Origin of the sequence: Janthinobacterium sp. MP5059B, assembly GCF_001758645.1 — a bacterium.
Taxonomy (GTDB): domain Bacteria; phylum Pseudomonadota; class Gammaproteobacteria; order Burkholderiales; family Burkholderiaceae_D; genus Janthinobacterium; species Janthinobacterium lividum.
In genome coordinates, this window is record NZ_LRHX01000019.1 from 101,580 (window position 1) to 126,488 (window position 24,909).

Below are 24,909 nucleotides of genomic sequence, written 5' to 3' on the forward strand. Positions count from 1 at the left end.
AAAAAGGTTGCGCAAGGCATACAGAAGAGGGGGAATGCCCATCCCGCCGTGGCGGCGGGATGGCAAGGCGGCTTACTGGACCAGGGTCAGCACGTCGACATCGATTTCCGGGCTTTCCATGAAGTCTTTTTCCACTTCACCGCGGATTTCCACCCGGGTCTTGGCATCGATCTTGCGGTTCATGAAGACCTTGTCGTCGATGTCCACGCGGATTTCCGCCGTACCATCGGAGAAGGTGTATTTCTCGTTGCCCACTTTGCGCAGCAAATGGCCGCGCAGCACGACGGCCTGGTCGTCGACGGGATTTTTCAGGATGGCCGCCACATTGCCGGGCGCGGCCGGGCCGGTCGTCGGTCCCACGTATTGGGCTTGCGCGCTACCGGCCAGCAAGGCGCAGGCGGCGGCCAGGGAAACGATGAGTTTGCGGTGCAGTGACATGGTATTCCTTTGATAGTGACTGGAGGCTCAGAAAAAGACGGCGGTGCGGGGAATGATAGCACCGGCATTACCGTAGGGCATGTTCGCCCGGACGCTGCCCGTGCTGGCCACACCATCGTCGAGCTTGCTGTCGATCTGCTCCGCGTAGCTCTCCGGCAGGTTGTCGAAGCGGATGCCGTTGCCGGCGCGGCCGCCCACTTCGTCGTTGTACAGGTAGACGGCGCCGCCCTGGGCGCTGGTCATGAATTGCGAAGTGCCGTTGAACGAGCCGGTAATGAAGCCGCCCAGCGCCAGGTGCTGCGGCGCCAGGGTGAATTCGCGCGGCTGGCCATCGCCGATCTGGCCGTCGCCATTGCCATTGCCGGCCGAATTGGGCACGTGCACGGTGCCCTGGATATCGTCACCGGGCAGGGCGCGGAACTTGTCCTGGTAGGCGTTGACGGCGGCCGTCAGCGCATTCGATTGCTGGATGATGTTTTTCACCTTGGCGCTGTCGATCAAGCCTTGCCCCTTGAGCACGCCACCGAGCAGCAAGCCGATGATGACCAGGACGATGGCGATTTCTACGAGCGTAAAGCCGTGCTGGCGGCGTGGGGGCATGGGGTTTCCTTGAAAAAAAAGTACGATAGCTTGAGATGGCAGTTTACTGCAATTGATGCCGGATGCGCATGGCCTTTCGGACAGCGGCTCATGGCGCCGCCCTTGCTTTCTTCTTGGCAAGCTCGTCGAGCCGGCGCGCGAGGAACGCCAGTTCGTGCGGGTCGCTGATCTGGCCGCTGGCGATCAGGCCGCCGATCACCAGGCGGGCGCCGTCGAGCTGGTCCATGTCTTCCAGGATGAACGCTTCCATTTCGCGCACCCACGCCGGCACATGCGGTCCTGTCGCCTGCTGGCGCAGCGCGCGCGCATAGCCGAGCGCCAGCGGCAAATCGTGCAACTGGTGTTTTGCCACCAGCACCGCCTGCGCCATGGCGGGCCAGCGGCGCTGTGGGTCGGCCGCAAAGCTGGCGGCGACAAAGTTGAGCATGCGCCGCGCGCGCTGCGGGTCCGCTACCCCGGCATACACTTCGCTGGCGGCCACCAGCGCATACCGGCTGCGCGGATCGAGCGTTTGCGCCGTCTCCAGCCAGCCGGCCAGGCGGTCATAGTCGAGTTCGCGCCACGGCAGGCTGACGCCGGCCTGGTCTTCGAACGACTGCAGATACAGCAGCATGGCCTTAGCCATGGCCAGCGGCTCGCCCAGGCTGGCCAGGCGCGCCACGCCAGCAGGCGGCGCGGCGGGCAGCGGACGCGCCTGGGCGGGAGCATGCTGCTGCGCCAGGCGCCAGCCCAGCTGCAGCAGCAGGCATGCCGCCAGCAGCCAGCACAGGGGGCGCGGCACCTTGGACCATGGACGCTGGGTGGTCGCCGCCATCAGATGTTCCTGCGGTAAAAGTCGCACAGCGCGCAGCTGGCCAGCAAGGCCACATAAATGCAGGTTTGCGCCGCTACATTGGCCAGGGCTTGCCAGTCGCCCGTCGCGTACAGCAGCCACTCCGTGCGTGTAAAGGCGTCGAGGCGGGGCAGCAACAGGGCCAGCACATCGATGGCGCCGGTCATGGCGCGCTGCGGCCAGGAGTCGCCCGCTTGCGGGCCGTGGGCCAGCAGTTGCAGGCTGCCCAGCATGCGCGCCAGCAGATAGAAGCCGCCGGTGGCGGCCAGCGCAGGCAGGGCTTGCTGCAGGCTGGCCGCGCACAGCAGACTGAAGGCGGCGACGATCCACAGTTCACCCAGCAGCGACAGCGCCCACAGCGCGCATTGCGCGGGCGCGGCGAACAGCGCCATCAACAGGCCGAAGAGTATGGCGGGCACGGCCGCCAGCGCCCCGTAGCCCAGCAGCTTGCCCAGCAGGTAGGCGGCGCGCGGCATGGGTAGCGCGAGCAGCAATTCCAGGCCCCGGTCGGCCGCTTCGCGCGCCATGCTGGTAATAATGAAAGTGGCCAGCAGGAAAATGCTGGCCAGGCGCAGGGTGGCCGCCAGCAGGGCCGCCTGCACGGCGCCGCTTTCCGTCAGCGCCAGTTGCTGCAGGAAGCCAGCCAGGGCGGCGGCGCCGCAGGCGGCCAGCAGGAACAGCCACGGCAGGCGGCTGCGCAGCGCTTCGAGCAGCGTGTAGCGGGCGATGGTGAGGGCGGGCAAGAGCATCGGCATCAGCGGGGCAGCCTTTGCGCCGCCACCATGCGGTTGAACAGGATGTTCGGCGACACCCAGGCGACGAGATCGTCGAACTCGCCGCCCGGCTGCTGCGGGCCGCTGGCGGCGCGGCTGATGAAGGTGGTGGCGTTCGAGGCATTGTTGCGCTCGTCGACATTGTTGCCGAAAGGCACAGCCTGGCGCTGGCCCTGCACGCCCGTGGCGCCAAAACCGTTCTTGCCATGCGACATGATCATGGCGGGGATGTCGTTCAAGGCCGTCGCCTGCAGCAGGGCGCCGCCATTGCGCGTGACGATGCTGATGTCGCGCGGTGTGGTCAGATTGAAAAGCTGGCCGCTGTCGCTGAAGGCCGGCGTCACGCTGTAGCGGAACAGATGGTTCCAGCTGTCGCCCTGGCGCAGCCCCAGGGTGGCCCATGGCAGGAACCCGGCGCGTTTTTCGCCCGTGCAGCGCGTGCCGCGCCGGTCTTCCAGGCCACTCATGGCGGAGGCGGCGGGGCACGGCAGGTAGCCGTAGCGCAGCGCGTAGCCCGTCAGCGCTTCCTTCGCCTCATTCAGTGCCAGTTGCGTCTCGGCCACCTTGCGCTGCTCCAGCTGCACCGTCAATGGCGTGACCAGGCCGCCTATCATCAGGCCGACGATGACGAGCACGATGGCGATCTCGATCAGGGAAAAGCCGCTTTGGCGGCGCGCATGGCGGACGCTCATGGCAGGTTGCGCGCGGCGCGCATGCGTTGGTACAGGGCGGGCAAGGTAATCCAGGTCAGCATGTCGTCGAAGGCGCCGCCGGGCAGCGCGGCATTGCCGGTGGCGGGGCGGGCAATGAAACTGCGGCTGGCGCTGTCGTTGGCCGCTTCGTCGATATTGCCGCGCGCCGTATTGATCTGCGTCACGCCGCTGGCGGACGTGCCGTGATGCTCCTTGCCTTGCGAGAACAGCACGACGGGCAGGCATTGGGCGCTGACGTCGCATTGTGCCTGGCCCGCCACGAAGGCGAATTCGCCGCGCGCGCCGCGTTCGAGCACGACCCTGTTGGCGACAGCGGAAAACGAGACGATGGGCGCGCGCGCCATTTCCGGCGTGACGCTGTAGCGCAGCAGCTTGCCCCAGGCATCAACACCGTCCACGCCCAGCGCGACCCATGGCAAAAAGCCGCTGCATGCGGCATCGTCGGCACAGTCGGCTGCCCGTTCGCGCCCGTCGAGGGCGGAGGCGGCCGGACGTGGCAGCCGGCCTTGCGTGGCGGCAAAACCCAGCAAGGCTTCGCGTGCTTGCGCCAGGGTGGCCAGGGTGCGCTCCTGGCGTTCGGCCTCGCCCGTGCCGCGGCCGAAGGCGCTGATCAGCAGGCTGGCCGCGCCCAGGCCCAGCACGGCCACCAGCAGCAACAGGGCGGCGCCGCGCTGGCGATGAGGTTGGCGATGAGCTTGGCGTGGCGTCATGGCGGCGTCTCCTGCACCTCGGTGACCGCGCCGCTGGCCGGATCGTAGCGCTGGCCGGGTTTGAGCAGCACCACCTGGCCGTTCGACAGGCGCAGGGTCAATGTGCCGGGCTTGCCGACGGCAAGGCGATTGTGCGGTTCGTTCTGCACTTCCTGGTTCAGCCAGACGGTGGAGTGGCCGCTGCTGCGCTGCACCACGCCATTCAATTCCACGGGCGGGGCGGGCGGTGGCGGCGGTGGTGGTGGCGCCGCAGCCAGGGCGGGATCGGCTGGCGGCGGCCCGTAGCGCTGCGCGTCGAGCTGGGTGCGTTGCTCGGGCGACAGGAACAAGCGCCCCAGCTGCTGTGCCTGTGCATGGACAGTGAGCGCGGCGCCGGCCAGCAGCGCGCCAAGGATCAGGGTGCGCTTCATGGCCGCTCCGGCACGGGCACGCTGTTGACGGTCAGCCACAGCAGCTCGCATTCGGCGCCCAGGGCGGGCGCTGCCTGGCTGCCGGCCGTCGCTCCGGCCGCCCCATGGCGCTTGAGCGTGCAATCCTGTACGGCGAAATAGCCGGCCTGGCGCAAATCGTCAAACAGGTTCAGCAAATCCATCTCGTGCAGCAAATCCATCTGCAGGCGCATGCGGCTGCCGTGTAAATGATATTGCCCCATCTCCATGGGCAGCGGCACCTTCAGCGCTTGCTGCGGACTGATGTCATAGCTGATCGGCAGCAGTTTGCGCTGTTCCTGGCTGCGCCGGATGGCATCGATCCAGGCCAGGCGGTTTTCTTCGCCGATCAGGCCGCGCTGGCGCAGGGCCAGGAATTGCGGTTCGTAGGCGCGGATTTCCTGCTTTTCCGCTTCCACGTGGTTGAACAGTGTCGCCGCCGCCGCGCGCGTGTGCTGGGCCAGGTACAGCCGTTGCGCTTCGCGCGTGCGGTAGGCGGCGCTCAGACTGAGCAGCACTACGCTGGCCAGCAAGGTCAGGGCAAAGCACAGCAGGGCGCGGCGCACCAGGCGCAGTTCGCCCAGCCACGCGGGCAGGGTGCGCGCGGGCGTGGCAGCGCGCTGCATGCCGGGCAGGGGCGGCTGCTTGACGGGGCCGCTCATGGCTGCCACTCCAGCAAGAGGGTAAACCGGGCCTGGCTGTCCGGCGCTGGCGCGGCGCTCTTGCCGGACAGGGCCGCGCTGGGACGCAGGTCGAGCGGCGTTTCCTCGATCGTCACCTGCATGCGCGGCTGGCGCGCCAGGGTTTGCGCGAAGGCCGTGATGGCGGCCAGCGCGGCGCGGTAGTCATTGTTCGGCATGGCCACGTCCGCTTCCAGGCGCAGCGCCTGTGGCGGCGCGACCGGAATGCCGGCCATGGCGCTGCCGGGCGGCGAACTCGCAGCCTGCTGCTGCGGTGGCTGGCCGCCGGCCGCGCGCGCGGGCGCCCCGCCCGCATGCCAGTGCAGCTGGCCGAGCGCAACCTGCGGCGCCTGGTCCAGCGCGGCGCTCAGCATGCCCAGCAGGCGGCCCGGTTCCGGCGCCTGGCTGGCGATCATCTGGCCCAGGGTCACGGCCACTTTCATGTTCTGCGTCTTGGCCGGCGCCGGCGGCTGCGTCGACATGACGCTGCGGTAGCGTTCCTGGTAGGACGCCGTTTCCTGCGCCAGGCGCTGCGTGCCGGCTCCGTCGGCTATGCCGCCAAGCAGATTGATCACGCACCACAGGGCTGCTGACGCGCCGATCAGCGCGCTGGCGCCATACAGCGTCTTGCGCGCGCGCTGGAAGTGGTAGTAGCGGGCCAGCGCGCCGGGTGGATAGTGGCTGGATGGCGGATGCTTGCCCAGCAAGGTCAGCAGCAATTCGTCGGCCAGCGTCGGCGTCTGGCGCAAGCCGACCCGCCCGGCGGCCAGTTGCAGGTCGATGAAGTGGTAAGCCACTTCCACGCCGTTGTCGCACAATAATTCGAGCTTGGCGATCTGCGCGGCCGGCGCCAGGATGACGGTATTCAAGACGTCGCCGCGCGCCAGCATGCGTGTGCTGGTGAGAAATTGCCGCGTTTTTTCCGTTTCCAGCGCGATATTCACGGCCACGCCGTCGAGCGCGATGGTGGCCGTCTGGCGCGAAAAGCGCAGCTGGCCTTTTTCATAATAACTTTGCCGCAAGCCGCCCGACTGCTGCGTCACCAGCAGCAGGTGTTCGTGCGCGATCGACAGCTTTTTTACCAGCGCGATACTGAGCAGGCTGGTCGAATAGATGCCGGCCACGGGCACGCGCAAGTGCTCGAGCGCCTCCGTCCACGGCTGCAGCAAGCTTGGGTTGGTCAGGGCGAAAAACAGTACCTGGTCATCGTGGCGGCCCGTGCTTTCGCGGCCCAGCAGGGTGCTGCCCCGGTAGGGCGTGTCACGGTGCAATTGCTGCTTGCGCCGCTCGAGCAGGGCACGGCCCGCCTTGCCACGCACGTGGGGCAGCAGATGGCGCTGGAAATCTTCCTCGATCAAGTCCGTCAGCAGGTAGGCGGGCACGTCTTGCCGCTGTGCCTGCGGATCTTCCAGCCACGCGGCGAAACCGTCCAGCCCGGCCGCGCTGGCGGGAAAGGCCTGGCCCGGGCCCAGCACGCCGTGGTTCCAGTCGTAGGCGTACAGGGTGTCGCTGGTGATGTAAAGTAATTGTTTGCGGAACACGGCGGCCTCAGGTCTCGAATCTCAAGTTTTGATCGTGCTGATGGTGTCGTAGATCGGCCCCAGTACCGACAGCATGATCCAGCCCAGCAGCAAGCCCAGGATGACCGTCATGGCCGGCTCGATCATGGCTTGCACTTTTTCAATCAATTCCTTCACTTCGCGGTTGTAAAAGTAGCTGACATTGCGCAAGGCCGTGTCCAGCGAACCCGTTGCCTCGCCCACCTTCAGCATGCGGATCACCAGCGGCGGGAAGATGCCCGTGTGCTGGAAGGCGGCGGTCACGCCGTAACCCTCGCCGATCAGCTGTGCGGCGCGGCGCAGGCCGGCCGCCACCACCTGGTTGCCGGCGATGCCTTCGGACAGGCGGATGCATTCGAGTATCGTGATGCCGGAGGCATACATCAGGGCAAAAAATGTGGCGAAGCGGGCCAGGATGATCTTGTGCAGCACGGGGCCGACCAGCCACAGCCGTAGCTTCAAGCCATCCCACGCATAACGGGCCGCCTCGCTGCGGCGGATGAGCGCGCGCAGGCCGAAAAACAGCAGCACGGGCAAGGCCAGCAGCAGATACCAGTAATCGATGAACACATTCGAGACAAAGATCAGCACGCGCGTATGCAGCGGCAGCTCGCCGCCCATGTTGCGGATGAACGCCGTCAGCTGGGGCACCAGATAGATCATCAGGAAAAACGTCACGGCCGCCACGACGATGGCCACGATGACGGGGTACATGACGATCTTGCGCGTCTGCGAGGCCAGCTCGTCCTGCCATTTCAAACTTTCCGACAGGTTCTTGAAGACGTCGGCGATCCTGCCGCTCTGTTCGCCCGCCAGGATCAGGCTGGTGAATGTGGCGTCGAAGATGTCGCCATGCTGGGCCAGTGCGCCCGACAGGGGCAAGCCGCCCTCGATGCTTTCGATCAGATCCGTGACGACTTCGCGCAGGCGCGGGTGGTCCGTGCTTTCGCGCAAGTCGTTCAAGCCTTCCAGGATGGGCACGCCCGCGCCCGTCAATTGCTCCATGTGGAAGCAGAAATTGATCAGGTCGCGGCGGTGGATGATCCGCTTGCCCAGCAACACCAGGTACTGGCCCGTGATCTTGCAGTCGATCAAGTCGAGCTGCATGCGGTGCAGTCGCGCTTCCAGGTCCGGCACGTTGGCCGCCTCCATGCTGCCGGGAATCAATGCGCCGCTGGCATCCATGGCGCGGTAGACATATTGCGCCATCAGGCCAGCCTTTCCGTCAGGTCGACCACGCGGCCCACTTCTTCCAGTGTGGTGACGCCTTCGAGCACGCGGCGCATGCCGTCGTCGACGATGCCCTTGAAGCCGGCCGCGCGCGCCGCGTTCTTCAGTTCGCGGCTGCTGGCGCGGCGCGCCGTCATCTCATCGAGTTCGGCCGTCATCTTGAGGATTTCCATGATCGCCAGGCGGCCCTTGTAGCCCTGATGCGCGCAGCGCTCGCAGCCCACGGCGCGGCAGATGGAGGCGGGCGCCTCATCCGTGGCCAGGCCCAGCAGGCGGCGCTCGACGTCGTCGGCAATGACGGTTTCCTTGCAATGCGGACACAAACGCCGCACCAGGCGCTGCGCCACGATGCCGATGATGTTGCCGGCCATGATGTCGGGCAGGATGCCGATGTCGAGCAGGCGCGCGACGGAACCGATGGCCGAGCTCGTATGAAGGGTGGAATACACCTGGTGGCCCGTCATGGCGGCCGCAAAGGCCATTTCCGCTGTTTCGCGGTCGCGGATCTCGCCCACCAGGATGATGTCCGGGTCTTGCCGCATCATCGAGCGGATGCCATCGGCAAAGCCCAGCTTGACGGATTCATTGACGGAGGTCTGGCGTATCATGTTCATCGGATACTCGACCGGGTCCTCCAGGGTCATGATGTTGACGCTTTCCGTATTGATATGGTTGAGTATCGAATACAGGGTGGTGGTCTTGCCGCTGCCCGTCGGGCCCGTCACGAGGATCACGCCGTCGGGGCGCGCAATCATGAGTTTCAACAAGTTCAGTTCCGCGTCGGCCAGGCCCAGGGCATCCAGCGGGACGATGCCTTTTTGCCGGTCCAGCACGCGCAGCACGACGTTTTCGCCATGCGTGGTGGGCTGCGCCGAGGCGCGGAAGTCGATTTGCCGCCCGGAAAACTTGATGCTGATGCGGCCATCCTGCGGCGCGCGCGCCTCGGCGATATTCATGTTCGACATCACCTTCAGGCGCACGGCCATGGCCGGCCAGTACGATTTGTGCAGGCTGCGGATTTGCCGCAGGATGCCGTCGATGCGGTAGCGGATGCGCAGGAACGACTGTTCCGGCTCGAAATGGATGTCCGAGGCGCCGTTCTGCACGGCATCGGCCAGCAGCGCATCGATCAGGCGCACCATGGGCTGGCTGTACTCGTCCGATGGCGAGGCCATGCTTTGATAGCTGACTTCGCCCGTTTCGATTTCGTGCAGGATGCCGTCGATCGACAGCTCGAAACCATAGTACTGGTCGATGGCGCGCGAAATGTCCGATTCGTTGACGAGCACGGTGGAAATCGTGATGCCCTTGACCAGCATGGCGCTGATCTGGTCGAGCGCCACGATGTTGCTCGTGTCGGCCATGGCCAGGATCAGGTTGTCCGCCTGCCGTTCATACACGATGGGAAACACGCGGTAGCGCTTGGCCACGTCCTTCGGGATCAGTTTCAGGGCAATGGCGTCGACCACCAGGCTGGACAGATCCGCGCTGACCTGTTTCAGGTTTTCGCTGAGGGCCTCGCGCACGGTGGCTTCCGTCACAAAACCCAGGGTGATCAGCAGCTTGCCCAGCGGTTCGCTGCTGCGCCGTTGCTCGATCAGGGCGATGCGCAGCTGGTCTTCGCTGATCACGCCTTTCTGGATCAGCAGCTTGCCGAGGGGAAGTTTTGCCTGTTCTGCCATGTGATGCTTATTCCTGACGGGGTGTGATGATGGCCGGCTCGGCCGCTGCCGCGGGGGACGCCAGTTCACGCAAACGCGTTTGCACGACGGCCTGGTCGAAGGCGGCGGGCGTCGTTTGCGCCAGTGTCAGGGCGCGCTGGTAATACGTGGCGGCCAGCCGGGGCTGGTTCAGCCGGTCAAGGCCCACGGCCAGGTTGAACGCATAGTCGGGATTGCCGGGCGCGGCGCCGTAGGCGCGGAAAAATTGCTGTTGCGCTTCGTTCCAGCGGCGCTGCTTGGCGTACACATTGCCCAATGCAAACAGCACGGGGGCGCTGTCGGGGCTGCGCGCCAGGATGGCTTTCAATTTTGCCTCGCTGAGCGCCACGTCGCCCTGGCGCAGCCCGATCAGGCCGGCCAGCGCCTCGCCATCGTCGGGATTGATTTCCAGCAAACGCACGTACAGCGCCGCCGCCTGCGCGCCCTGGTGCTCGCGCAAGGCCACGGCAGCCAGGCCCAGCAGCGCGTCGCGGTTGGTGGCATCCTGCTGCAACACGGTTTCATATTGCTGACGAGCAGAACCCAGCTGGCCCCCGTTGAAGGCTTGGTAGGCTTGCTGCACGCCGGGGTTGATTTGCGGCGCGGCGACACTGCGCTGTACCTGGATCTGGCTATTGTCGGGCGCCGCCACGGGAGGCAGGCTGGGCGGTGCGGGCGGCGCCAGCTGCGCCAGCTGCGCCGCCACGGCGGCCTGGGCTGCCGCCTGTATCATCGCCTGCTGTTCCGCAGCACCTGTTTGCTGGCGCGTGTCGCGCGGATAGTCGGGCGGCAGTGCGGTGGGCGTCATGGCGTCGGGCGGCGCGGCACCCGTTGCCGGCAGCACCAGCACGGGGCCGGCAACGCCGGTTGTGCCCGGAGCGTCCGTCAGCGGCATGGGCACGCCGGGCAGGCTGGCGCCCGCGCCGGGGCTGGTGCTGGCGCGCCAGTACCAATATCCCATGGAACCTGCCACCACCAGCAATATCGCCAGCAGCACGGCCAGGCGCACGGTGGCCGGATCGACGCTGATGGGCCCCGTGGGGCCTTTCGGCGGCGGATTGCTGCGGCTGGCGCGTGGCCGGGCCTGCGGCGGTTCGGGGCGAGGGGGCTGCTGCGGACTTGGCTGCGCGCCTTGCTGCGCAGCTGGCTGTGGATCTGGCTGGGCCGCATTCTGCGCCGGCTGCGGCGCGGGCGCGTCCGCCAGCGGTTCCAGGCGCAAGGTGCTTGGCGGCTGCACGGTCGCTGGCGCTGGCGCTGGCGCTGGCGCGGGACGAGGCGGCAGGGCGTCGGCCGGCGCCAGTTCCAGTACCTGGTCGTAGGCTTCGGACGGCTTTTCCAGTTCCTCGTCGGAAAGGCTGTTCTGTTTGGCGCGCTCGGCCTTCTTGAGCGCCTGCATCAGCAAGCTCATGGGAAGTCTCCCTGCAGGCGCGCCTGCGGCCGGACGGCCGGCGCCGGCGGGCCATCCGTGTATGGCTGGCTGTTGAGCGGCGCCTGGCCGGGCAGCAGGTAGCGGTAGTCGCGGTAATCGCCCTCGACGCTGGCATCCTTGACCACCACGGGGCGCATGAAGATCACCAGCTCCGTCTTGCTGCTTGCCTCATTGCGGTAGGTAAACAGATTGCCCACGATTGGCAGGCTGGACAGGCCAGGCACGCCATCCTTGGCATTGTCGACGGAATCCTGCATCAGGCCGCCCATCACGGCGATCTGGCCATTGCCCACTTTCATGATCGATTCCAGCTCGCGCGCCTGGATCACGGGCACGCGGCTGATCACGCTGGCGAGGGCCGGATTCGGGTCTTGCACATAGCCCACGATGCGCGTGATGGTGGGACGCACGTTCAGGGTGACTTCATCGCTGTCGGAAATCTGCGGCGTGACGCTCATGACGAAGCCGACGGGCACCGTTTCCAGTTTCGACTCATAGGTGGCCGGCGTGGTGATGGTGCCTGTCGAGCTGATCACGGCAGGCGTCACCTTGATGGTAAAGAAGACATTGTTGTCGACCACTTTCAGCATGGCCGTTTGATTGTTCAGCACACTGATCTTCGGACTGGACAGTACTTTCACCTTGCCGAACGATTCGAGCAGCTGGATGGTGGTGGAAAAACTGTCTTTCAGATAATTGAGCAGGAAGATGCCGGGCGTGGCGTTCGGCGTGACGCCGCTGGACAGGGCCGCCGTGCCCACTTGTCCCTGGCGCAGCTGCAGGCTGCCCGTCAGGCGCGCCCAGTTGATGCCTTGCTGGTATTCATTGCTCAGGCGCACTTCAATGATGGTTGCCTCGATCAGCACTTGCCGCTTGGCGCTGTGTAACACGGCGTCGAGGAATTCCGCGATCTTTTCATGCTGGCGCCCCGTGGCCCTCACGGCGATCAAGCCGCCTTCCACATTCACGACGACGGACGAGGGGCTGCCCTTGTTAGCCAGTTTTAACAGCGGCATGCCGTTCGCGTCCAGCGGCTGGCCAGGCGTGGCGTTCTGGCTGGTCCCCTGCTGGCCCGGCGCAGATTGACCTCCATTCGGATTGCCATTCTGGTTGCCATACTGCATCGGCGGCTGGGCGCCGTACTGGCCAGTCGCACCGGCGGCAGGGACGTTGCCGGCCTGGTTCTGCTGCTGTCCTTGCTGCCCTTGCTGGCCGGGCATGGTCGTCAATTGCTGGTTCAGCTGCGCCAGCGGGTCCACCTGCACGTCGTTGAGCGTGGTTTCGCGCAGCAGGTCGCGGATATTCTTTTCCAGGCTGTACCAGAAATTATTTTCTGAACGATTCACGACCAGGGTGGTCGAATTGTTATTGCCGCTGCCGCCACTGCCCTGCGTGTTGCCAACGGGGTTGCTGGCATTGTTCGACCCGCCGCCTGCCGTGGAAATTTGCGTGGCGATATTCACGCTGCTGTTGGTGCTGCGCGCCATGTTGACGTAATCGACCTTGTAATTGCGCCATACGGGCGCGTCGGGCAACACCGTCAGGTTCTTGCCATCGATTTCGTAGCGCATGTCGACTTGCTTGCCGATGCGCGCCAGCAGTTGCGGCAGGGTTTGGTTCAGCGCATTCAGGGTGACGCTGCCTTCGATCTGCGGGTGGATATCGATATTCATGCCCGCGTCGCGCGCCAGGGCAAACAGCAGCGATTGCACGGGCACCTTGTGCACGGTGACGCTGTAGGTTTCCATTTTGGGTGCCGGCAGGGGTGCGGCCAGTGCGCTGCTTTGCTGCACAGGTTCGGGAATGACGCCGGCCGGGAGGGGCGCGGCATTGATGTGGACAGGCGACAGCGGCGTTTGATGCGTGGCGCAGCCGGACAGCATGGTGCTGCAGGCGAGGGCGACCCAGGAGGCCAGCACAGGAATAGGGTGTTGATTCATGAAAAGTTCGCCCTTGAAGTCGTGTTGTGCTTTTGTAATTTTACCCAGCATGATCGCTTAAAAGCAATCGCTGTGCGTGCCCGGGAGGCAATATACCGAAATAAAGTCAGGGGGCGCCACGCCTTGTTTGTGGCGGCGCTGCGGCTTTCATTTCCGTGCGGATACTATCTATGTCGCTCAGCAATATTTTCTGCGGCGACGTGGGCGCCAGCCTGGCCCACACGGCTTCGGCGCTGGCCCGGTCGGCGAAGCTGCCGTAGACGATGACCAGGCGCGCGGCGGCGCTTGAGGGGGCTGCGTCAGACAGGCGAAACACGTGGAGGTCGTGCAGGCCGATGGCTTGCTGCGCCTGCTGCAGGAAGCTTTCCGCCGCGGCCTTTTCGGTGGCGGGCAGGCTGGCAATTTGCAGCACCAGTTGCTGCGGCCTTTGCTTTGCCAGCCAGTCGCGCGATTCGGCCAGCTTGCTGTCGAGCAGCGTGGGCTGCAATGGCGGCGGCGTGCGCGCAACGGTTGCCTGGAGCGCGCTTGCGGCTGCGTCGGCGGGCGCGGCGCGGCGCATCTGATCCTGGTTGCTCGTCAGCCATTGCCACAGCAGAGCAAAGGCCAGCAGCAGCATCAGCGCGCTCAAGACGCCCGCAAGCAGCTTGCCCGCATGCCAGGGCGGACGGTGGAAGGGGCTGTCGGCAATGGCCAGGCGCACGTGGCGCGCGCTGATGTCCTGCGCATCGTCCGCAAACGCGGCCAGCAAGGACTTGTCGGCCAGGATATTGACCCTGCGCACGATGCCCTGCGCGGCGCGCGCCAGCTGGCGCAGCGCGGCTGGCGTGAAGAGCAGCGGCGCCGTGCGGCCGGCGGCGGCCAGGCGGCATGCCAGGTAGTCGTCCAGCAAGGACTTCGGCAGGCGCGGTACGGTGAAACTGTGGGTGATGCGTTCCTTCAATTGGCGGTACTGGGGCAAGTCCAGCGTCTGCTGCAATTCCGGCTGGCCAAACAGGACGATCTGCAGCAGCTTGTGGCTGGCCGTTTCCAAATTCGTCAGCAGGCGCAGCGCTTCCAGGGTGGCGCCCGGCATGGCTTGCGCTTCCTCTGCCAGCAGCACCACCTGGCGTCCCGCCGCATGCCGGGCGATCAGCTCGCCGTGCAGGGCGTGCAGCACGGCGTCGGCGCGGCATCCGTCCAGCGCCAGGCCCAGTTCGGCGGCGATGGCGTGCAGGACGTCATCCGGTTCCAGGCGGGGATTGAGCAAATACAGCACGTCGACCTGGGGCGGCAGGCGTTCGGCCAGCATGCGGCACAGCATGGTTTTGCCGCTGCCCACTTCGCCCGTCAGCTTGATGATGCCTTCGCCTTGCGTGACGGCATACAGCAGCGCATCGAGCAGTTCGCCCCGGGTATTGCCCGCATAAAAGAAGGCCGGGTCCGGCGTGATGCCGAACGGCGCCGTGCGCAAGCCGAAATGGCGCAGATACATGCCGTGCGGGGAGGGGGCGTAAGGCCGTCCGGGCGGCGCGGAGAGCGGGGCGTTCATGCCGCGATGCAATTGAGGAAAGCCTGTTCCAGGCTGGCGTCGGTCGCGCCGCCATGCCGTGCGCGGCATTCGGCTGGCGTGCCCGTAAATACGATGCGGCCCGCATGCAGGATGGCCATGCGGTCGCACAATTCTTCCACATCGGCCAGCGCATGCGAGGTGAGCAGCGCGCCGCGGCCCTGCGCGCGCGCTTGCCGCAGCACTTGCTTGAACTGTGCACGCGCCTTCGGGTCGAGTCCGCTCATCGGTTCGTCCAGCACCAGTTGCGGCTTGCCCGACAGCAAGCAGGCGGCCAGCCCCAGTTTCTGCATCATGCCTTTCGAATAGTCGCGCGCGGGGCGCAGCAAGGCGTCCGGCGCCAGGTCCAGCACGTCCAGGGCTTGCTGCTCGGCGTGCGCATCGGGACGCACATTATGCAGGCGCGCCAGGTAGCGCAGGAAGTCGCCGCCCGTCAGGTAATACGGCGCCTGGAAACGTTCCGGCAGAAAACACAGGGGCTGGCGCGCCGCGCCGTGGCGGTGCGCCTGGCCGAAAATGGCGATCTCGCCCCGCTCTGGCATGCAAAAGTCGAGCAGGCATTTCAGCAGGGAAGTCTTGCCCGCGCCATTCACTCCGACCAGGCCGAGCAGTTCCCCCGCGCGCACCTGCAGATCGACGCCGCGCAGCACGGCGCTGCCCGCCAGCTGCAGATGCACGTTGTGGAACTCGATGGCGCAGGCGTTCATAGGGGTAATAGTCGGCAGCAAGACGGAGAATGACCCCCATTATTGCCATGGGCGCAGGTGGGCGGCAAGTGTTTCCTTGAAGAGTGTTGAAATGCGCAAAAATCAAACGATGGAATATATTTTCTTTAAGAAACAACAGGTTCTGGAATAAAATACCCCCGCGCGCCGCTGGCGTGCAGCGTCTGAAGAATTTGTCGAGGAGCAAGCATGGCAAGGCCAGAGAAAGTCCGGCTCGGTGAAATTTTGGTGCAGCAGAAATTGCTGACGGAAGAACAGTTGGGCCAAGCCTTGACGGAACAGAAGCGTTCGGGACGCAAGCTGGGCCGCGTTTTTGTCGAGCACGGCTTCGTCACGGAAGAGCAGATTTCTGGTGCGCTGGCGCGCCAGCTCGACATTCCCTACATCAATCTGAAGTTTTTCAACATCAATCCCGAACTGGTGCGGCTGCTGCCGGAAACCCAGGCGCGGCGCTTCCGCGCGCTGGTGCTGGAAGACCGCCGCGAGGGCTTGCTGGTCGGCATGTCCGATCCGACCGACCTGTTTGCGTACGATGAAATCTCGCGTCTGGTCAAGCGCCATATCGAGCTTGCTGTCGTCAATGAAACGGAAGTGCTGGCCGCCATCGACCGCATCTATCGCCGTACGGAAGATATCTCCACCCTGACGCGCGAGCTGGAGCAGGACCTGGGCGACGTTTCCGTCGACTTCGGCGCGCTGGCCGCCAATCCGGGCCTGGAAGAGGCGCCCATCGTCAAGCTGCTGCAATCCGTGTTCGAGGATGCCACGCAGGTGCGCGCCTCGGACATCCACATCGAGCCGCAGGAAGGCCGGCTGCAGATCCGCTTCCGCATCGACGGCGTGCTGCACCTGCAGACCGAAGCGGACAGCAAGATCGCCAGTTCGCTGGCGCTGCGCCTGAAACTGATGTCGGACCTCGACATTTCCGAAAAACGCCTGCCGCAGGATGGCCGCTTCGCCATCCGCGTGAAAAACCAGCGCATCGACGTGCGTATTTCCACCATGCCGACGCAGTACGGCGAATCGGTGGTGATGCGCTTGCTGAACCAGGGCGGCACGACCTTGCGCCTGGACGCCATCGGCATGCCGCCCGCGCTGGTGGCGCAATTTCGCGCCATCGTCAGCCGTCCGAACGGCCTCGTGCTGGTGACGGGGCCGACCGGCAGCGGCAAGACGACGACTTTGTACTGCGCCTTGTCCGAGCTCAATTCCGTGGAAAAAAAGCTCATCACGGTGGAAGACCCCGTCGAGTACCGCTTGCCCGGCATTAACCAGGTGCAAGTCAACGAGAAGATCGAACTGAACTTCGCGCGCGTGCTGCGCTCGGCCTTGCGGCAGGATCCCGACATCGTGCTGGTGGGCGAGATGCGCGACCAGGAGACGGCGCAAATCGGCCTGCGCGCCGCCATGACGGGTCACTTGGTGCTGTCGACCCTGCATACGAACGACGCCATCAGCACGCCGCTGCGCCTGATGGACATGGGCGTGCCCCGCTACATGGTGGGCAGCTCGCTGCAAGCCGTGCTGGCGCAGCGCCTGGTGCGCGTGATCTGCGAAAGCTGCAGCACGCCGTACGCGCCCACGCCGAACGAATACGAATGGCTGCGCCTGGAACTGGGCGAGCTGGTCGAGCGCAACCAGTATTTCCACGGCAAGGGCTGTTCGCATTGCAACGGCATGGGGTACCGGGGCCGCACGGGCGTGTACGAATTGCTGGAAATCACGCGCGCCGTGGCCGACGCCGCCAACCATGCCGATCCTTCCCACTTCATGAAGGTGGCGACGGCGCAGATGGCGGGCGAAACCCTGCGCCGCCACGCCGTGCAGCTGGTGGTGCAGGGACGTACGACGGTGATGGAAGCGATGCGCATCAGCAACCAGAGCGAGGATTGAGGTGCCGTTTTTCTCCTACAAGGCGCGCAGCGCCAGTGGCGAACTGCTGACCGGCGTGATGGAAGGCGCCGACAGCGGCGCCGTGGCCGACCAGTTGATGGCGGGCGGCAGCACGCCCGTCGACATCAGCGCCACCAGGCAGACGGTGACGAAGGCCGGCGCCAACCAGCTGGGCTGGTGGGCCAGGCTGACCGAGAAAAAAGTCACGCCCATGGATGTGCAGCTGTTCAGCCGCCAGCTGTACACCCTGCTCAAGGCGGGTGTGCCCATCATGCGCGGCCTGGCCGGCTTGCAGGAGTCCGCCATCAGTCCCGCGTTCGGGCGCATCATCAAGGATGTGCGCGAGTCGCTCGACGCAGGCCGCGAATTGTCGGCCGCCATGGCGCGCCATCCCGCCATCTTCACGCCGTTTTATCTGTCGATGGTGCGCGTGGGCGAAATGACGGGGCGCCTCGATGAAGTATTCCTGCGCCTGTTCGACCACCTGGAATTCGACCGCGACATGCGCGCGCGCGTGAAAACGGCGACGCGCTACCCGACCTTCGTCGTCTTCGCCATGCTCGCCGCCATGGTGGTGGTGAATATCTTCGTCATTCCCCAGTTCGAGAAGGTGTTTGCCAGTTTCCATGCGGAACTGCCCTTGATGACGCGCATCCTGATCGGCACCTCGCGCTTTACGGTGACGTACTGGCCCATCTTGCTGATGCTGGGCGTGGGCGGCTTTTTCGGCTGGCGCGCCTGGCTGCGCACGAAAGAGGGGCTCTATAAATGGGACCGCGCCAAGCTGCGCCTGCCGATCGCCGGCAAGATCATCCTGAAGGGCACGATGGCCCGCTTCGCGCGCAGTTTTGCCCTGTCGAGCACCAGCGGCGTGCCTATCGTGCAGGCCCTGACGGTGGTGTCGCAAACGGTCGACAACACGTATCTGAGCGCGCGCGTGGAGCAGATGCGCGACGGCGTCGAGCGGGGCGAAAGCATCCTGCGCACCTCGGTGGCGGCCGGCGTGTTTACGCCCGTGGTGCTGCAGATGATCGCCGTGGGCGAGGAATCCGGTTCGCTGGACGACCTGATGGACGAGATCGCCGATATGTACGAGCGCGAGGTCGATTACGAGCTGAAGACCCTGTCGGCGCAGATCGAGCCGATACTGATCGTCTTCCTCGGCGCCATGGTGCTGGTGCTGGCGCTGGGCATCTTCCTGCCGATCTGGGACCTGGGCCGGGCGGCCCTGCACTGATGAGAAAACCGCTCCGCCAGCGCGGTTTCACCCTGTTCGAACTGGCGGTGGTGGCGGGCGTGTTCGCCATCCTGATGGCCGTGTTCCTGAACCGGGTCAGCTATTACCAGCAGCAGGCGCAGCAGGTGGCCGTGGCGCAGATGCTCGGCGTCTTGCGCACCAGTTTGCGGGTACAGGTGCTGCACTTGTACCTGGCGGACCGGCGCGACAGGATGCCGGCGCTGGCGCGGCAAAACCCGTTCGACTGGCTGGCCGACAAGCCGGCCAACTACCTGGGCGAGTTCGTGCAGGCGGACCTTGCGAAATTACCAACAGGGAATTGGTTGTACGACAAAAAAGAACAAAAAATCATCTATTTGTTTAGTAAAGGCAATATTTTTCCCACTACAGGGGTTGATGCAGTGAAATTTAAGGTAACCTTGCCGGGTGCAGACGCCGATCTTGACAAGCTCGCCCAGGAGCCCGATATCGTGGTGTGGAAAGCGCCGGAATCGGCAGCAAACTGACGCGCTTCCTGGTCCGGTGCAGCGACAGTTTCATGGCGTTGGTTTTGAAGTTTTTTTATTTGATTTTGGAGAAAGCAAGAATGAACAAGTCTTTACGTAGTATGAAAAGCGGCGCCCAGGCAGGTTTTACCCTGATCGAATTGATCGTCGTCATCGTCATCCTCGGCATCCTGGCCGCCACGGCGATTCCTAAATTTATCGACATGTCGACCGATGCACGCGTGGCCAAGATGCAGGCGGCTGCTGGCGCCGTCAAGGCGGGCGCGGCGCTGTACCATGCGCAATACCTGGTCAACGGCGACTCCACTAAAGCGGTCGTGATGGAAGGCAAGACCATCAAGGATGCGTTTGGCTATCCTGCGGCCAGTGCTGACGGCATACAAGAAGCTGCTGGCTTGTCGATTGATGACTACAATGTCACCTTTGCCGGCTCCGTCATGACCGTCGCGGTAGACAAGGCCACGACACGCACCAGCTGCTCGGTGGTGTACACGGCACCTGCCGCTGCAGGCGGAGCACCTGTTATCACGGTCAATGCAAAACCCGAAAATTGCGGCTAAACATATAAGTACGCAACAAGGAGCGCTAATCAACATCCGGCCTTCCTTGCGCACCACCAGCCCAACCCCAGGCGCCAGCCCGTTGGGCTTTTTTACGGGCCATCCATTGCAGCAGCCACCGACAGACTTTCCGCATCCGCATCGCCAAGCAGGGCCGCCAGGCTCCCTGCGGCGTACGGCTGCGCGCGGCTTCACCTTGATCGAGCTGGTGGCCGTGCTGGTGCTGGCGGGCTTGCTGGCGACGTTTGCCGTCAACCGGTTTTTCCAGCGCGACACTTTTGACGCGCGCAGTTTTGCCGACCAGGTGACGAATATCGTGCGCTACGGGCAAAAGCTGGCGGTGGCGCAAAACCGTGCCGTGTTTGTGCACATCGATGCCAACAGCGTGGCGCTGTGCTTCGATGCTGGTTGCAGCGATGACCAGAAGGTGGTGCCGCCCACGGGCAGGAACAGCGGCAGCAAGGAGACGCAGCAGTATTGCCCGGGGAGCAATTGGCTGTGCGAAGGCCGTCCGTCCGGCGTTGCCCTGTCCACCGATGTGACAGGCGAGCCCAGCTTTTATTTCGATGCGCTGGGCCAGCCATATGCGCAGGGCGATGTGTTTCCTGCCGCATCGACCTTCCCGGCGCGGCTGAAAATCAGCATCCGGGGCGACGGCACGGAGCGCGTCGTCACGGTCGAAGGGGAGACGGGCTATGTCCATTAGCCAGCGGCGCCGGCGTGAACGCGGCGTGACCCTGATCGAACTGGTGCTGTTCATCGTCATCGTCGGCCTGGCCTCGGCCGCCATCCTCGGCGTGATGAGCCTGACGACAAAGCACAGCGCCGATCCGCAGCTGCGCAAGCAGGCGCTGGCGATTGCCGAAGGCATGCTGGAAGAAATCCAGCTGGCGCGTTTCACGTATTGCGATCCGCAAGACCCTGCCGCGCAAACGGCCACCAGCCCGGCCGGCTGCGCCATCCCGGAAGTGGCCGGACAAGAGGCGGGCGGCGTGACGCGGCCTTTCGACAACGTCAACGATTACGTGAGCGCGTATGGCACGGCCACGAATTACAAGACGGATGCGCAGGGCGCCGTCTGGGCTGCAGGTTCCCCCCAGGAATACGTTGCCTCTGTGGTGATCACCCAGGCAGCCCTGAACGGCTTGCCCGCCACGGAAGGTCTGCGTATCCAGGTGACGGTGCCGTATGCCGACCAGCAGATCGTGCTCGACGGCTATCGCGTGCGCTATGCGCCGAACAGTATCCCATGAAAAATTTCCTTAACGCCAGGCGCCGTCCGCGCGGCTTTACCCTCATCGAGATGGTCATCGTGATCGTCATCACGGGCATCATCGGCACCATGGTCGCCGTCTTCATCCGCGTGCCCGTGCAGGGCTATATGGATGTCGCGGCGCGCGCGGCATTGGCCGACACGGCCGATACGGCGGCGCGCCGCCTGACGCGCGACGTGCGCCTGGCTCTGCCCAACAGCGTGCGCGTGTCGAACAACGGCCTGTTCCTGGAATTGCTGCTGACCAAGACGGGCGGACGCTACCTGAGCGACAGCGACCCGGCCGGCCTGGGCAGTGTGCTGAGCTTCGAGACCCCTCCCGCCCCTGGCGTTCCGGGCAGCTTTAGCGTCGTCGGCGCCATGCCCGCCAATGCGCTGGGCGCGCGCCAGGCGATCGGCGTGGGCGACCAGATCGTCGTCTACAACCTGGGGGGAGCTTACACGCCGAACGACGCCTATTCCTGCAGCGCGGCGACCGGCTGCAACCGCGCGGCAGTGACGGGCGTGACCGGCAATGTCGTCACGCTTGGCAGCTATCCTTTCGCGACGGCGCCGGCGCCGCTGCCGTCGCCGTCGAACCGTTTCCAGGTGGTGTCGACGCCCGTGACCTATGCGTGCGATCTGGCGACCGGCACCTTGACCCGTTACGCGGGCTATGCCATCCAGGCCACCCAGCCGGTTGCGGCGGACTTGAAGGATGGCGCACTGCTGGCGCGCCAGGTAACGGCGTGCGCCTTCAGCTATACCGTGCTGGCCAATGTGCAGCGGGGCCTGGTGAATATCAGCCTGAGCCTGGGCGCGGCGAACAGCAATACGGGCGTGCTGCGCCTGGTGCAACAGGTGCAGGCGAGGAATACGCCATGACGCATTTGCTGCGCCACCGCGCGCGCCGCATGCGCGGTTTCAGCCTCGTCACGGCCATTTTCCTGCTGGTGGTGCTGGCCGCGCTGGCGGCCGTGATGGTGAATATCTCCACCTTCCAGCAGACGGAGTCGGCCATGGACGTGCAGGGCGTGCGCGCCGAACAGGCCGCGCGCGCCGGTCTCGAATGGGGGCTGCAGCGGCAGATCAGCGCGGGCCTGACCACTGGCGCGGCATGTCTCGGCGCCAGCACGTTCAGCTTGCCGGCCGGCACGACGCTGTCGGCCTTCAGCGTCACCGTGCAATGCAGCACGGCCACGGGGCCCGGCACCTTGACCAGCTGGACCATTACGGCCACGGCTTGCAACCAGCCAGGAGCCGCCGGCTGTCCGAATGCGGGCAATAACGCCGATTATGTCCAGCGCCGCCTGCAAGCCGTGTTGTCGCAGTAAGGTCAACTAGGTGAAAAAAAGATCGCTAATTTATTGTTTTTACACAATAAAGTTGGCTTCATGAATTAAAATTGGCTGGATGCATTATCTGCGCGACAAGATCGGGCAGGCACTTACACTGGATAGTTCGCATGGGTTTATTCGCAAGAGCAAAGAAGTACGATGGCTGGCTGGCCACGGCGTTTGGCCGCGAAGGCGTCAGCGCTGTCGTTGTCGAACGTCCCGCCGGCGGCATGCCGCGCGTGCGGGGTGCCAGTTACCAGGCGGCCGCGCGGCCTGCGCCGGCCGAGGTGCTGGAAAAACTGGGCAAGGAGCTGCAGGCGGCAGCGCGCCACTGCACCAGCGTGCTGGCCGGTGGCGAGTACCAGCTGCTGTCGCTGGAAGCGCCGGCCGTGCCGCGCGAGGAGCTGAAGACGGCCGTGGGCTGGCGTTTGAAAGACATGCTGGACTTTCCCCTGGCCGAGGCCACCATCGACGTGTTCGACATCCCCGGCGACCCGAACGGCACCCAGCGGGGCAGCAGCGTGTTTGCCGTCGCCGCGCGCAACAGCGCCGTATCGCGCCGCCAGGCGCTATACGCGGAATGCAAGATCGGCCTGTCCGTGATCGATATCCCCGAGATGGCGCAGCGTAATATCGCCACCTTGCTGGAAACGCCGGGACGCGGCATCGCCGTGCTGTCTTTCGATGGCGACGGCGGCTTGCTGACCATGAGTTTCAATGGCGAACTGTACCAGGCGCGCCGCATCGACGTGACTGTGACGCAATTGCAGTCGCCCGATGCCAGCCAGTACTACGACCGCGTCACCCTGGAACTGCAGCGCTCCTTCGACCACTTCGACCGCCAGTTCCATTTCATTTCGCTGTCCCGATTGATGCTGATGACGGGCGCGGCCGATGGCTTGCACGCATATCTTGCCGACAATCTCTACATGCCCGTCGAGCAGCTGGACCTGGCCACGGTGCTGGACTTGTCGCAGGCCCCCGAGCTGCGCGACCCCGCCATGCAGGCGCGCTATTTCCTGGCCATCGGCGCAGCCTTGCGCGAGGTTGGCTTGCACCCGGGCAAGCACGAAGGGAAGGGCGCATGAGCCAGCAGATCAATCTGTTCAATCCCCAGTTTGAACTGAAAAAACACCATATGTCGGCGCGCACGGCCAGCCTGGGCCTGGGCGGCCTGGCGCTGGCGCTGCTGGCCGTGGGCGTGCTGGCCCAGCAAGCTTTGACCGGCCTGGAGCAGCGCGAAGCGGGCGTCAAGGCGGCGCTGGCGCAAGGCGAGGCGAAGCGCGACCAGATTCTGCGCGATTATCCTCCACGCAAGAAAGACCCGGCCCTGGCGCAGGAACTGGCGGCCGTCGAGGCGCAGCGCCAGTTGCTGCAGGATGCGTCAAACGTGCTGGAAAGCGGCAAGCTGGGCAATACCCGCGGCTATGCCGGCTATTTCCGCGCGCTGGCGCAGGCCAGGGTCGAGGGCGTATGGCTGACGGGCGTGGATATCGCCGGCGCCGGCAATGATTTCGGCTTGCAGGGCCGCGCCTTGCATGCGTCGCTGCTGCCCGCCTACATCACGCGTCTGGGCCAGCAGGAGGTACTGAAAGGCAAGACCTTCGCCAGCCTCGACATCGGCCAGCCCGAGCAGCCGGCCGTGGCCGAGGGCAAGACGCCTGGCCTGCCTTACATCGCGTTCAGCCTGCAATCTGCGGATCGTGCCGCCACGCCGGCAAAACCTGTTGCCGGAGGAACACACTGATGCTGCCCTTGCTGAAGAAATGGGCCACCGCCTTCGACGCCCTCAGTCTGCGCGAGCGGCTGATGGTGTTTGGCGCCGCTGCGGCTGCCGTCCTGTTCGTGTTTTATTTCATGAGCTTCAATCCCCTGTTGGCGAAACGCGCCGCGCTGGAAGCGAGCATTGTGCAAAAACAAAGCCTGTTGACCGCGACGAACAAGGAAATCGAGTTGACCATGCTCGCCCACGCCACCGATCCCGACCAGGAAGCGCGCACGCGCCTGGTGGCTTTGCAGGCGGAAACGGCGTCGCTGGCGCAGGCGCTGCGCGAGCAGCAGCATGGCCTGGTGGCGCCCGAGCGCATGGTCACCTTGCTTGAGCACTTGCTGCGCCGGCATGCCGGATTGCGCGTGGTGTCGCTGAAAACCTTGCCCGCCAGCGCCGTGGGCGTGCGCCAGGCCGATGCCGCGAACGGCGATGCTGCTGCCAAGGCAGCGAGCCCGGCACCCTTGCTGCACCAGCATGGCGTGGAAGTGGTGCTGCAAGGCAGTTATGCCGACATGGTGCAATACATGCAGGCGCTGCAAGCGATGCCGACGCGCGTCTTCTGGGGCGCCGCCCACCTCGATTCTGCCAGCTACCCGAGCGCCACCCTGACCCTGACCTTACATACCCTCAGCATGGACGATACATGGATCGCACTTTGACCTTAGCTCCCGCACTGCTGGCGCCTTTCCTGGCACTGAGCCTGGCATGGCCGGGCGCGCAGGCACAGGCGCTGGACGACCCGACGCGCCCGCCGGCGGCCCTGTGGGCGCCGGCCAGTGCCGCGCCCGTCGTCGCGGCCCGGCCGCAGCTGCAATCGGTGCTCATCTCCACCCAGCCGGGCGGACGCCGCCTGGCCGTCATCGATGGCCAGACGGTCAAGGTGGGCGGCAAGGTGGGCGATGCCGTGGTGACGGAAATCCACGACACGGCCGTCGTGTTGCGGCGTGGAAAATCACTGGAAACCTTCAAGCTGTATCCGAGCAGCAAGACCGACAATAAGACCGGTCGCAAGACCGACCGCAAGCAGGAGTAGAAGAAGTGGCCAAGCAA

The 24,909-nt window shown here is 65.0% G+C and carries 27 protein-coding genes; 12 read left to right on the forward strand and 15 right to left on the reverse strand.

Going from position 1 to position 24,909, the window contains the following annotated elements:
- Positions 1-72: 72 nt before the first annotated feature.
- The 15 genes from JAB1_RS23310 to JAB1_RS23380 form a co-directional block, all read right to left on the reverse strand.
- A complete protein-coding gene (locus tag JAB1_RS23310; RefSeq protein ID WP_034781075.1) occupies positions 73-438 on the reverse strand; it encodes a NirD/YgiW/YdeI family stress tolerance protein in 366 nt (121 codons plus the stop codon).
- A 27-nt stretch (positions 439-465) separates the two neighbouring features.
- A complete protein-coding gene (locus JAB1_RS23315) occupies positions 466-1,038 on the reverse strand; it encodes a prepilin-type N-terminal cleavage/methylation domain-containing protein (RefSeq protein ID WP_034781076.1) in 573 nt (190 codons plus the stop codon).
- Between the two features lie 88 nt (positions 1,039-1,126).
- Complete coding sequence (locus JAB1_RS23320) at positions 1,127-1,852, reverse strand: hypothetical protein (protein ID WP_070281977.1); 726 nt, start codon at positions 1,850-1,852, stop codon at positions 1,127-1,129.
- Positions 1,852-2,625: an ABC transporter permease gene (locus JAB1_RS23325; protein WP_070281978.1), complete on the reverse strand. Its 774-nt coding sequence runs from the start codon at positions 2,623-2,625 to the stop codon at positions 1,852-1,854. Before JAB1_RS23325 ends, JAB1_RS23320 begins: the two co-directional genes overlap by 1 nt.
- Entirely contained in the window at positions 2,625-3,335 is a 711-nt protein-coding gene (locus JAB1_RS23330) for a type II secretion system protein (RefSeq protein WP_070281979.1), read from the reverse strand. The genes JAB1_RS23325 and JAB1_RS23330 overlap by 1 nt, the downstream gene beginning before the upstream one ends.
- Positions 3,332-4,066 carry a hypothetical protein gene (locus tag JAB1_RS23335; protein WP_034781086.1) on the reverse strand — a complete coding sequence of 245 codons (735 nt, stop codon included), beginning with the start codon at positions 4,064-4,066 and terminating at the stop codon, positions 3,332-3,334. Before JAB1_RS23335 ends, JAB1_RS23330 begins: the two co-directional genes overlap by 4 nt.
- Complete coding sequence (locus JAB1_RS23340) at positions 4,063-4,476, reverse strand: hypothetical protein (protein WP_034781088.1); 414 nt, start codon at positions 4,474-4,476, stop codon at positions 4,063-4,065. The genes JAB1_RS23335 and JAB1_RS23340 overlap by 4 nt, the downstream gene beginning before the upstream one ends.
- Positions 4,473-5,156, reverse strand: a complete 684-nt coding sequence (locus JAB1_RS23345) for a hypothetical protein (RefSeq protein WP_254672235.1) — start codon at positions 5,154-5,156, stop codon at positions 4,473-4,475. Before JAB1_RS23345 ends, JAB1_RS23340 begins: the two co-directional genes overlap by 4 nt.
- Positions 5,153-6,715: a hypothetical protein gene (locus JAB1_RS23350; RefSeq protein WP_070281980.1), complete on the reverse strand. Its 1,563-nt coding sequence runs from the start codon at positions 6,713-6,715 to the stop codon at positions 5,153-5,155. Before JAB1_RS23350 ends, JAB1_RS23345 begins: the two co-directional genes overlap by 4 nt.
- 21 nt (positions 6,716-6,736) lie before the next feature.
- Positions 6,737-7,942 (reverse strand): type II secretion system F family protein, encoded by a 1,206-nt coding sequence (locus tag JAB1_RS23355; protein ID WP_070256783.1) that lies wholly within the window; start codon positions 7,940-7,942, stop codon positions 6,737-6,739.
- Complete coding sequence (locus JAB1_RS23360; RefSeq protein WP_070281981.1) at positions 7,942-9,645, reverse strand: ATPase, T2SS/T4P/T4SS family; 1,704 nt, start codon at positions 9,643-9,645, stop codon at positions 7,942-7,944. The genes JAB1_RS23355 and JAB1_RS23360 overlap by 1 nt, the downstream gene beginning before the upstream one ends.
- A 7-nt stretch (positions 9,646-9,652) precedes the next feature.
- Positions 9,653-11,071: a tetratricopeptide repeat protein gene (locus JAB1_RS23365; RefSeq protein WP_070281982.1), complete on the reverse strand. Its 1,419-nt coding sequence runs from the start codon at positions 11,069-11,071 to the stop codon at positions 9,653-9,655.
- Positions 11,068-13,032 (reverse strand): secretin N-terminal domain-containing protein, encoded by a 1,965-nt coding sequence (locus tag JAB1_RS23370; RefSeq protein WP_083299935.1) that lies wholly within the window; start codon positions 13,030-13,032, stop codon positions 11,068-11,070. Before JAB1_RS23370 ends, JAB1_RS23365 begins: the two co-directional genes overlap by 4 nt.
- 106 nt (positions 13,033-13,138) lie before the next feature.
- Positions 13,139-14,560: an AAA family ATPase gene (locus tag JAB1_RS23375; protein ID WP_254672237.1), complete on the reverse strand. Its 1,422-nt coding sequence runs from the start codon at positions 14,558-14,560 to the stop codon at positions 13,139-13,141.
- Positions 14,557-15,285: an ABC transporter ATP-binding protein gene (locus JAB1_RS23380; protein WP_070281984.1), complete on the reverse strand. Its 729-nt coding sequence runs from the start codon at positions 15,283-15,285 to the stop codon at positions 14,557-14,559. The genes JAB1_RS23375 and JAB1_RS23380 overlap by 4 nt, the downstream gene beginning before the upstream one ends.
- A 207-nt stretch (positions 15,286-15,492) precedes the next feature.
- On the opposite strand from JAB1_RS23380, the gene JAB1_RS23385 reads away from it, so the two are divergent.
- The 12 genes from JAB1_RS23385 to JAB1_RS23440 all read left to right on the forward strand — a co-directional run bounded on the left by JAB1_RS23385 (position 15,493) and on the right by JAB1_RS23440 (position 24,892).
- Positions 15,493-17,196, forward strand: coding sequence for a GspE/PulE family protein (locus JAB1_RS23385; RefSeq protein ID WP_070256793.1), 1,704 nt, complete (start codon positions 15,493-15,495; stop codon positions 17,194-17,196).
- Between the two features lies 1 nt (position 17,197).
- Positions 17,198-18,433, forward strand: a complete 1,236-nt coding sequence (locus JAB1_RS23390) for a type II secretion system F family protein (RefSeq protein WP_034781100.1) — start codon at positions 17,198-17,200, stop codon at positions 18,431-18,433.
- Positions 18,433-18,939 (forward strand): type II secretion system protein, encoded by a 507-nt coding sequence (locus JAB1_RS23395; protein ID WP_070281985.1) that lies wholly within the window; start codon positions 18,433-18,435, stop codon positions 18,937-18,939. Before JAB1_RS23390 ends, JAB1_RS23395 begins: the two co-directional genes overlap by 1 nt.
- Before the next feature lie 32 nt (positions 18,940-18,971).
- The gene (locus JAB1_RS30590) at positions 18,972-19,499 is read left to right on the forward strand and encodes a type II secretion system protein (protein ID WP_080753300.1); all 528 of its coding nucleotides are present in this window, start codon (positions 18,972-18,974) and stop codon (positions 19,497-19,499) included.
- Positions 19,500-19,665: 166 nt separating this feature from the next.
- The gene (locus JAB1_RS23405; protein ID WP_070282058.1) at positions 19,666-20,205 is read left to right on the forward strand and encodes a type II secretion system protein; all 540 of its coding nucleotides are present in this window, start codon (positions 19,666-19,668) and stop codon (positions 20,203-20,205) included.
- A complete protein-coding gene (locus JAB1_RS23410; RefSeq protein ID WP_070281986.1) occupies positions 20,195-20,752 on the forward strand; it encodes a type II secretion system protein in 558 nt (185 codons plus the stop codon). The genes JAB1_RS23405 and JAB1_RS23410 overlap by 11 nt, the downstream gene beginning before the upstream one ends.
- Positions 20,749-21,636: a prepilin-type N-terminal cleavage/methylation domain-containing protein gene (locus tag JAB1_RS23415; RefSeq protein ID WP_070281987.1), complete on the forward strand. Its 888-nt coding sequence runs from the start codon at positions 20,749-20,751 to the stop codon at positions 21,634-21,636. The genes JAB1_RS23410 and JAB1_RS23415 overlap by 4 nt, the downstream gene beginning before the upstream one ends.
- Positions 21,633-22,085 carry a hypothetical protein gene (locus JAB1_RS23420; RefSeq protein WP_070281988.1) on the forward strand — a complete coding sequence of 151 codons (453 nt, stop codon included), beginning with the start codon at positions 21,633-21,635 and terminating at the stop codon, positions 22,083-22,085. Before JAB1_RS23415 ends, JAB1_RS23420 begins: the two co-directional genes overlap by 4 nt.
- Positions 22,086-22,216: 131 nt before the next feature.
- On the forward strand, positions 22,217-23,176 hold the full coding sequence (locus JAB1_RS23425) for an agglutinin biogenesis protein MshI (RefSeq protein WP_070281989.1): 960 nt from the start codon (positions 22,217-22,219) through the stop codon (positions 23,174-23,176).
- Entirely contained in the window at positions 23,173-23,835 is a 663-nt protein-coding gene (locus JAB1_RS23430; protein WP_070281990.1) for a hypothetical protein, read from the forward strand. The genes JAB1_RS23425 and JAB1_RS23430 overlap by 4 nt, the downstream gene beginning before the upstream one ends.
- Complete coding sequence (gene gspM, locus JAB1_RS23435; RefSeq protein WP_070281991.1) at positions 23,835-24,518, forward strand: type II secretion system protein GspM; 684 nt, start codon at positions 23,835-23,837, stop codon at positions 24,516-24,518. The genes JAB1_RS23430 and gspM overlap by 1 nt, the downstream gene beginning before the upstream one ends.
- The gene (locus JAB1_RS23440; protein WP_070281992.1) at positions 24,503-24,892 is read left to right on the forward strand and encodes a hypothetical protein; all 390 of its coding nucleotides are present in this window, start codon (positions 24,503-24,505) and stop codon (positions 24,890-24,892) included. The genes gspM and JAB1_RS23440 overlap by 16 nt, the downstream gene beginning before the upstream one ends.
- Positions 24,893-24,909 lie beyond the last annotated feature (17 nt).

What these genes read in the sequence shown, in the direction of transcription:
- JAB1_RS23380 (WP_070281984.1), bottom strand. Translation starts at nt 15,285, where the DNA reads ATGAACGCCTGCGCCATCGAGTTCCACAACGTGCATCTGCAGCTGGCG.
- JAB1_RS23340 (WP_034781088.1), bottom strand. Translation starts at nt 4,476, where the DNA reads ATGAAGCGCACCCTGATCCTTGGCGCGCTGCTGGCCGGCGCCGCGCTC.
- JAB1_RS23420 (WP_070281988.1), top strand. Translation starts at nt 21,633, where the DNA reads ATGACGCATTTGCTGCGCCACCGCGCGCGCCGCATGCGCGGTTTCAGC.
- JAB1_RS23375 (WP_254672237.1), bottom strand. Translation starts at nt 14,560, where the DNA reads ATGAACGCCCCGCTCTCCGCGCCGCCCGGACGGCCTTACGCCCCCTCC.
- JAB1_RS23410 (WP_070281986.1), top strand. Translation starts at nt 20,195, where the DNA reads ATGTCCATTAGCCAGCGGCGCCGGCGTGAACGCGGCGTGACCCTGATC.
- JAB1_RS23395 (WP_070281985.1), top strand. Translation starts at nt 18,433, where the DNA reads ATGAGAAAACCGCTCCGCCAGCGCGGTTTCACCCTGTTCGAACTGGCG.
- JAB1_RS23385 (WP_070256793.1), top strand. Translation starts at nt 15,493, where the DNA reads ATGGCAAGGCCAGAGAAAGTCCGGCTCGGTGAAATTTTGGTGCAGCAG.
- JAB1_RS23330 (WP_070281979.1), bottom strand. Translation starts at nt 3,335, where the DNA reads ATGAGCGTCCGCCATGCGCGCCGCCAAAGCGGCTTTTCCCTGATCGAG.
- JAB1_RS23360 (WP_070281981.1), bottom strand. Translation starts at nt 9,645, where the DNA reads ATGGCAGAACAGGCAAAACTTCCCCTCGGCAAGCTGCTGATCCAGAAA.
- JAB1_RS23370 (WP_083299935.1), bottom strand. Translation starts at nt 13,032, where the DNA reads ATGAATCAACACCCTATTCCTGTGCTGGCCTCCTGGGTCGCCCTCGCC.
- JAB1_RS23430 (WP_070281990.1), top strand. Translation starts at nt 23,173, where the DNA reads ATGAGCCAGCAGATCAATCTGTTCAATCCCCAGTTTGAACTGAAAAAA.
- JAB1_RS23325 (WP_070281978.1), bottom strand. Translation starts at nt 2,625, where the DNA reads ATGCCGATGCTCTTGCCCGCCCTCACCATCGCCCGCTACACGCTGCTC.
- gspM (WP_070281991.1), top strand. Translation starts at nt 23,835, where the DNA reads ATGCTGCCCTTGCTGAAGAAATGGGCCACCGCCTTCGACGCCCTCAGT.
- JAB1_RS23345 (WP_254672235.1), bottom strand. Translation starts at nt 5,156, where the DNA reads ATGAGCGGCCCCGTCAAGCAGCCGCCCCTGCCCGGCATGCAGCGCGCT.
- JAB1_RS23425 (WP_070281989.1), top strand. Translation starts at nt 22,217, where the DNA reads ATGGGTTTATTCGCAAGAGCAAAGAAGTACGATGGCTGGCTGGCCACG.
- JAB1_RS23335 (WP_034781086.1), bottom strand. Translation starts at nt 4,066, where the DNA reads ATGACGCCACGCCAAGCTCATCGCCAACCTCATCGCCAGCGCGGCGCC.
- JAB1_RS23415 (WP_070281987.1), top strand. Translation starts at nt 20,749, where the DNA reads ATGAAAAATTTCCTTAACGCCAGGCGCCGTCCGCGCGGCTTTACCCTC.
- JAB1_RS23320 (WP_070281977.1), bottom strand. Translation starts at nt 1,852, where the DNA reads ATGGCGGCGACCACCCAGCGTCCATGGTCCAAGGTGCCGCGCCCCCTG.
- JAB1_RS23355 (WP_070256783.1), bottom strand. Translation starts at nt 7,942, where the DNA reads ATGGCGCAATATGTCTACCGCGCCATGGATGCCAGCGGCGCATTGATT.
- JAB1_RS23315 (WP_034781076.1), bottom strand. Translation starts at nt 1,038, where the DNA reads ATGCCCCCACGCCGCCAGCACGGCTTTACGCTCGTAGAAATCGCCATC.
- JAB1_RS23365 (WP_070281982.1), bottom strand. Translation starts at nt 11,071, where the DNA reads ATGAGCTTGCTGATGCAGGCGCTCAAGAAGGCCGAGCGCGCCAAACAG.
- JAB1_RS30590 (WP_080753300.1), top strand. Translation starts at nt 18,972, where the DNA reads ATGGCGTTGGTTTTGAAGTTTTTTTATTTGATTTTGGAGAAAGCAAGA.
- JAB1_RS23440 (WP_070281992.1), top strand. Translation starts at nt 24,503, where the DNA reads ATGGATCGCACTTTGACCTTAGCTCCCGCACTGCTGGCGCCTTTCCTG.
- JAB1_RS23310 (WP_034781075.1), bottom strand. Translation starts at nt 438, where the DNA reads ATGTCACTGCACCGCAAACTCATCGTTTCCCTGGCCGCCGCCTGCGCC.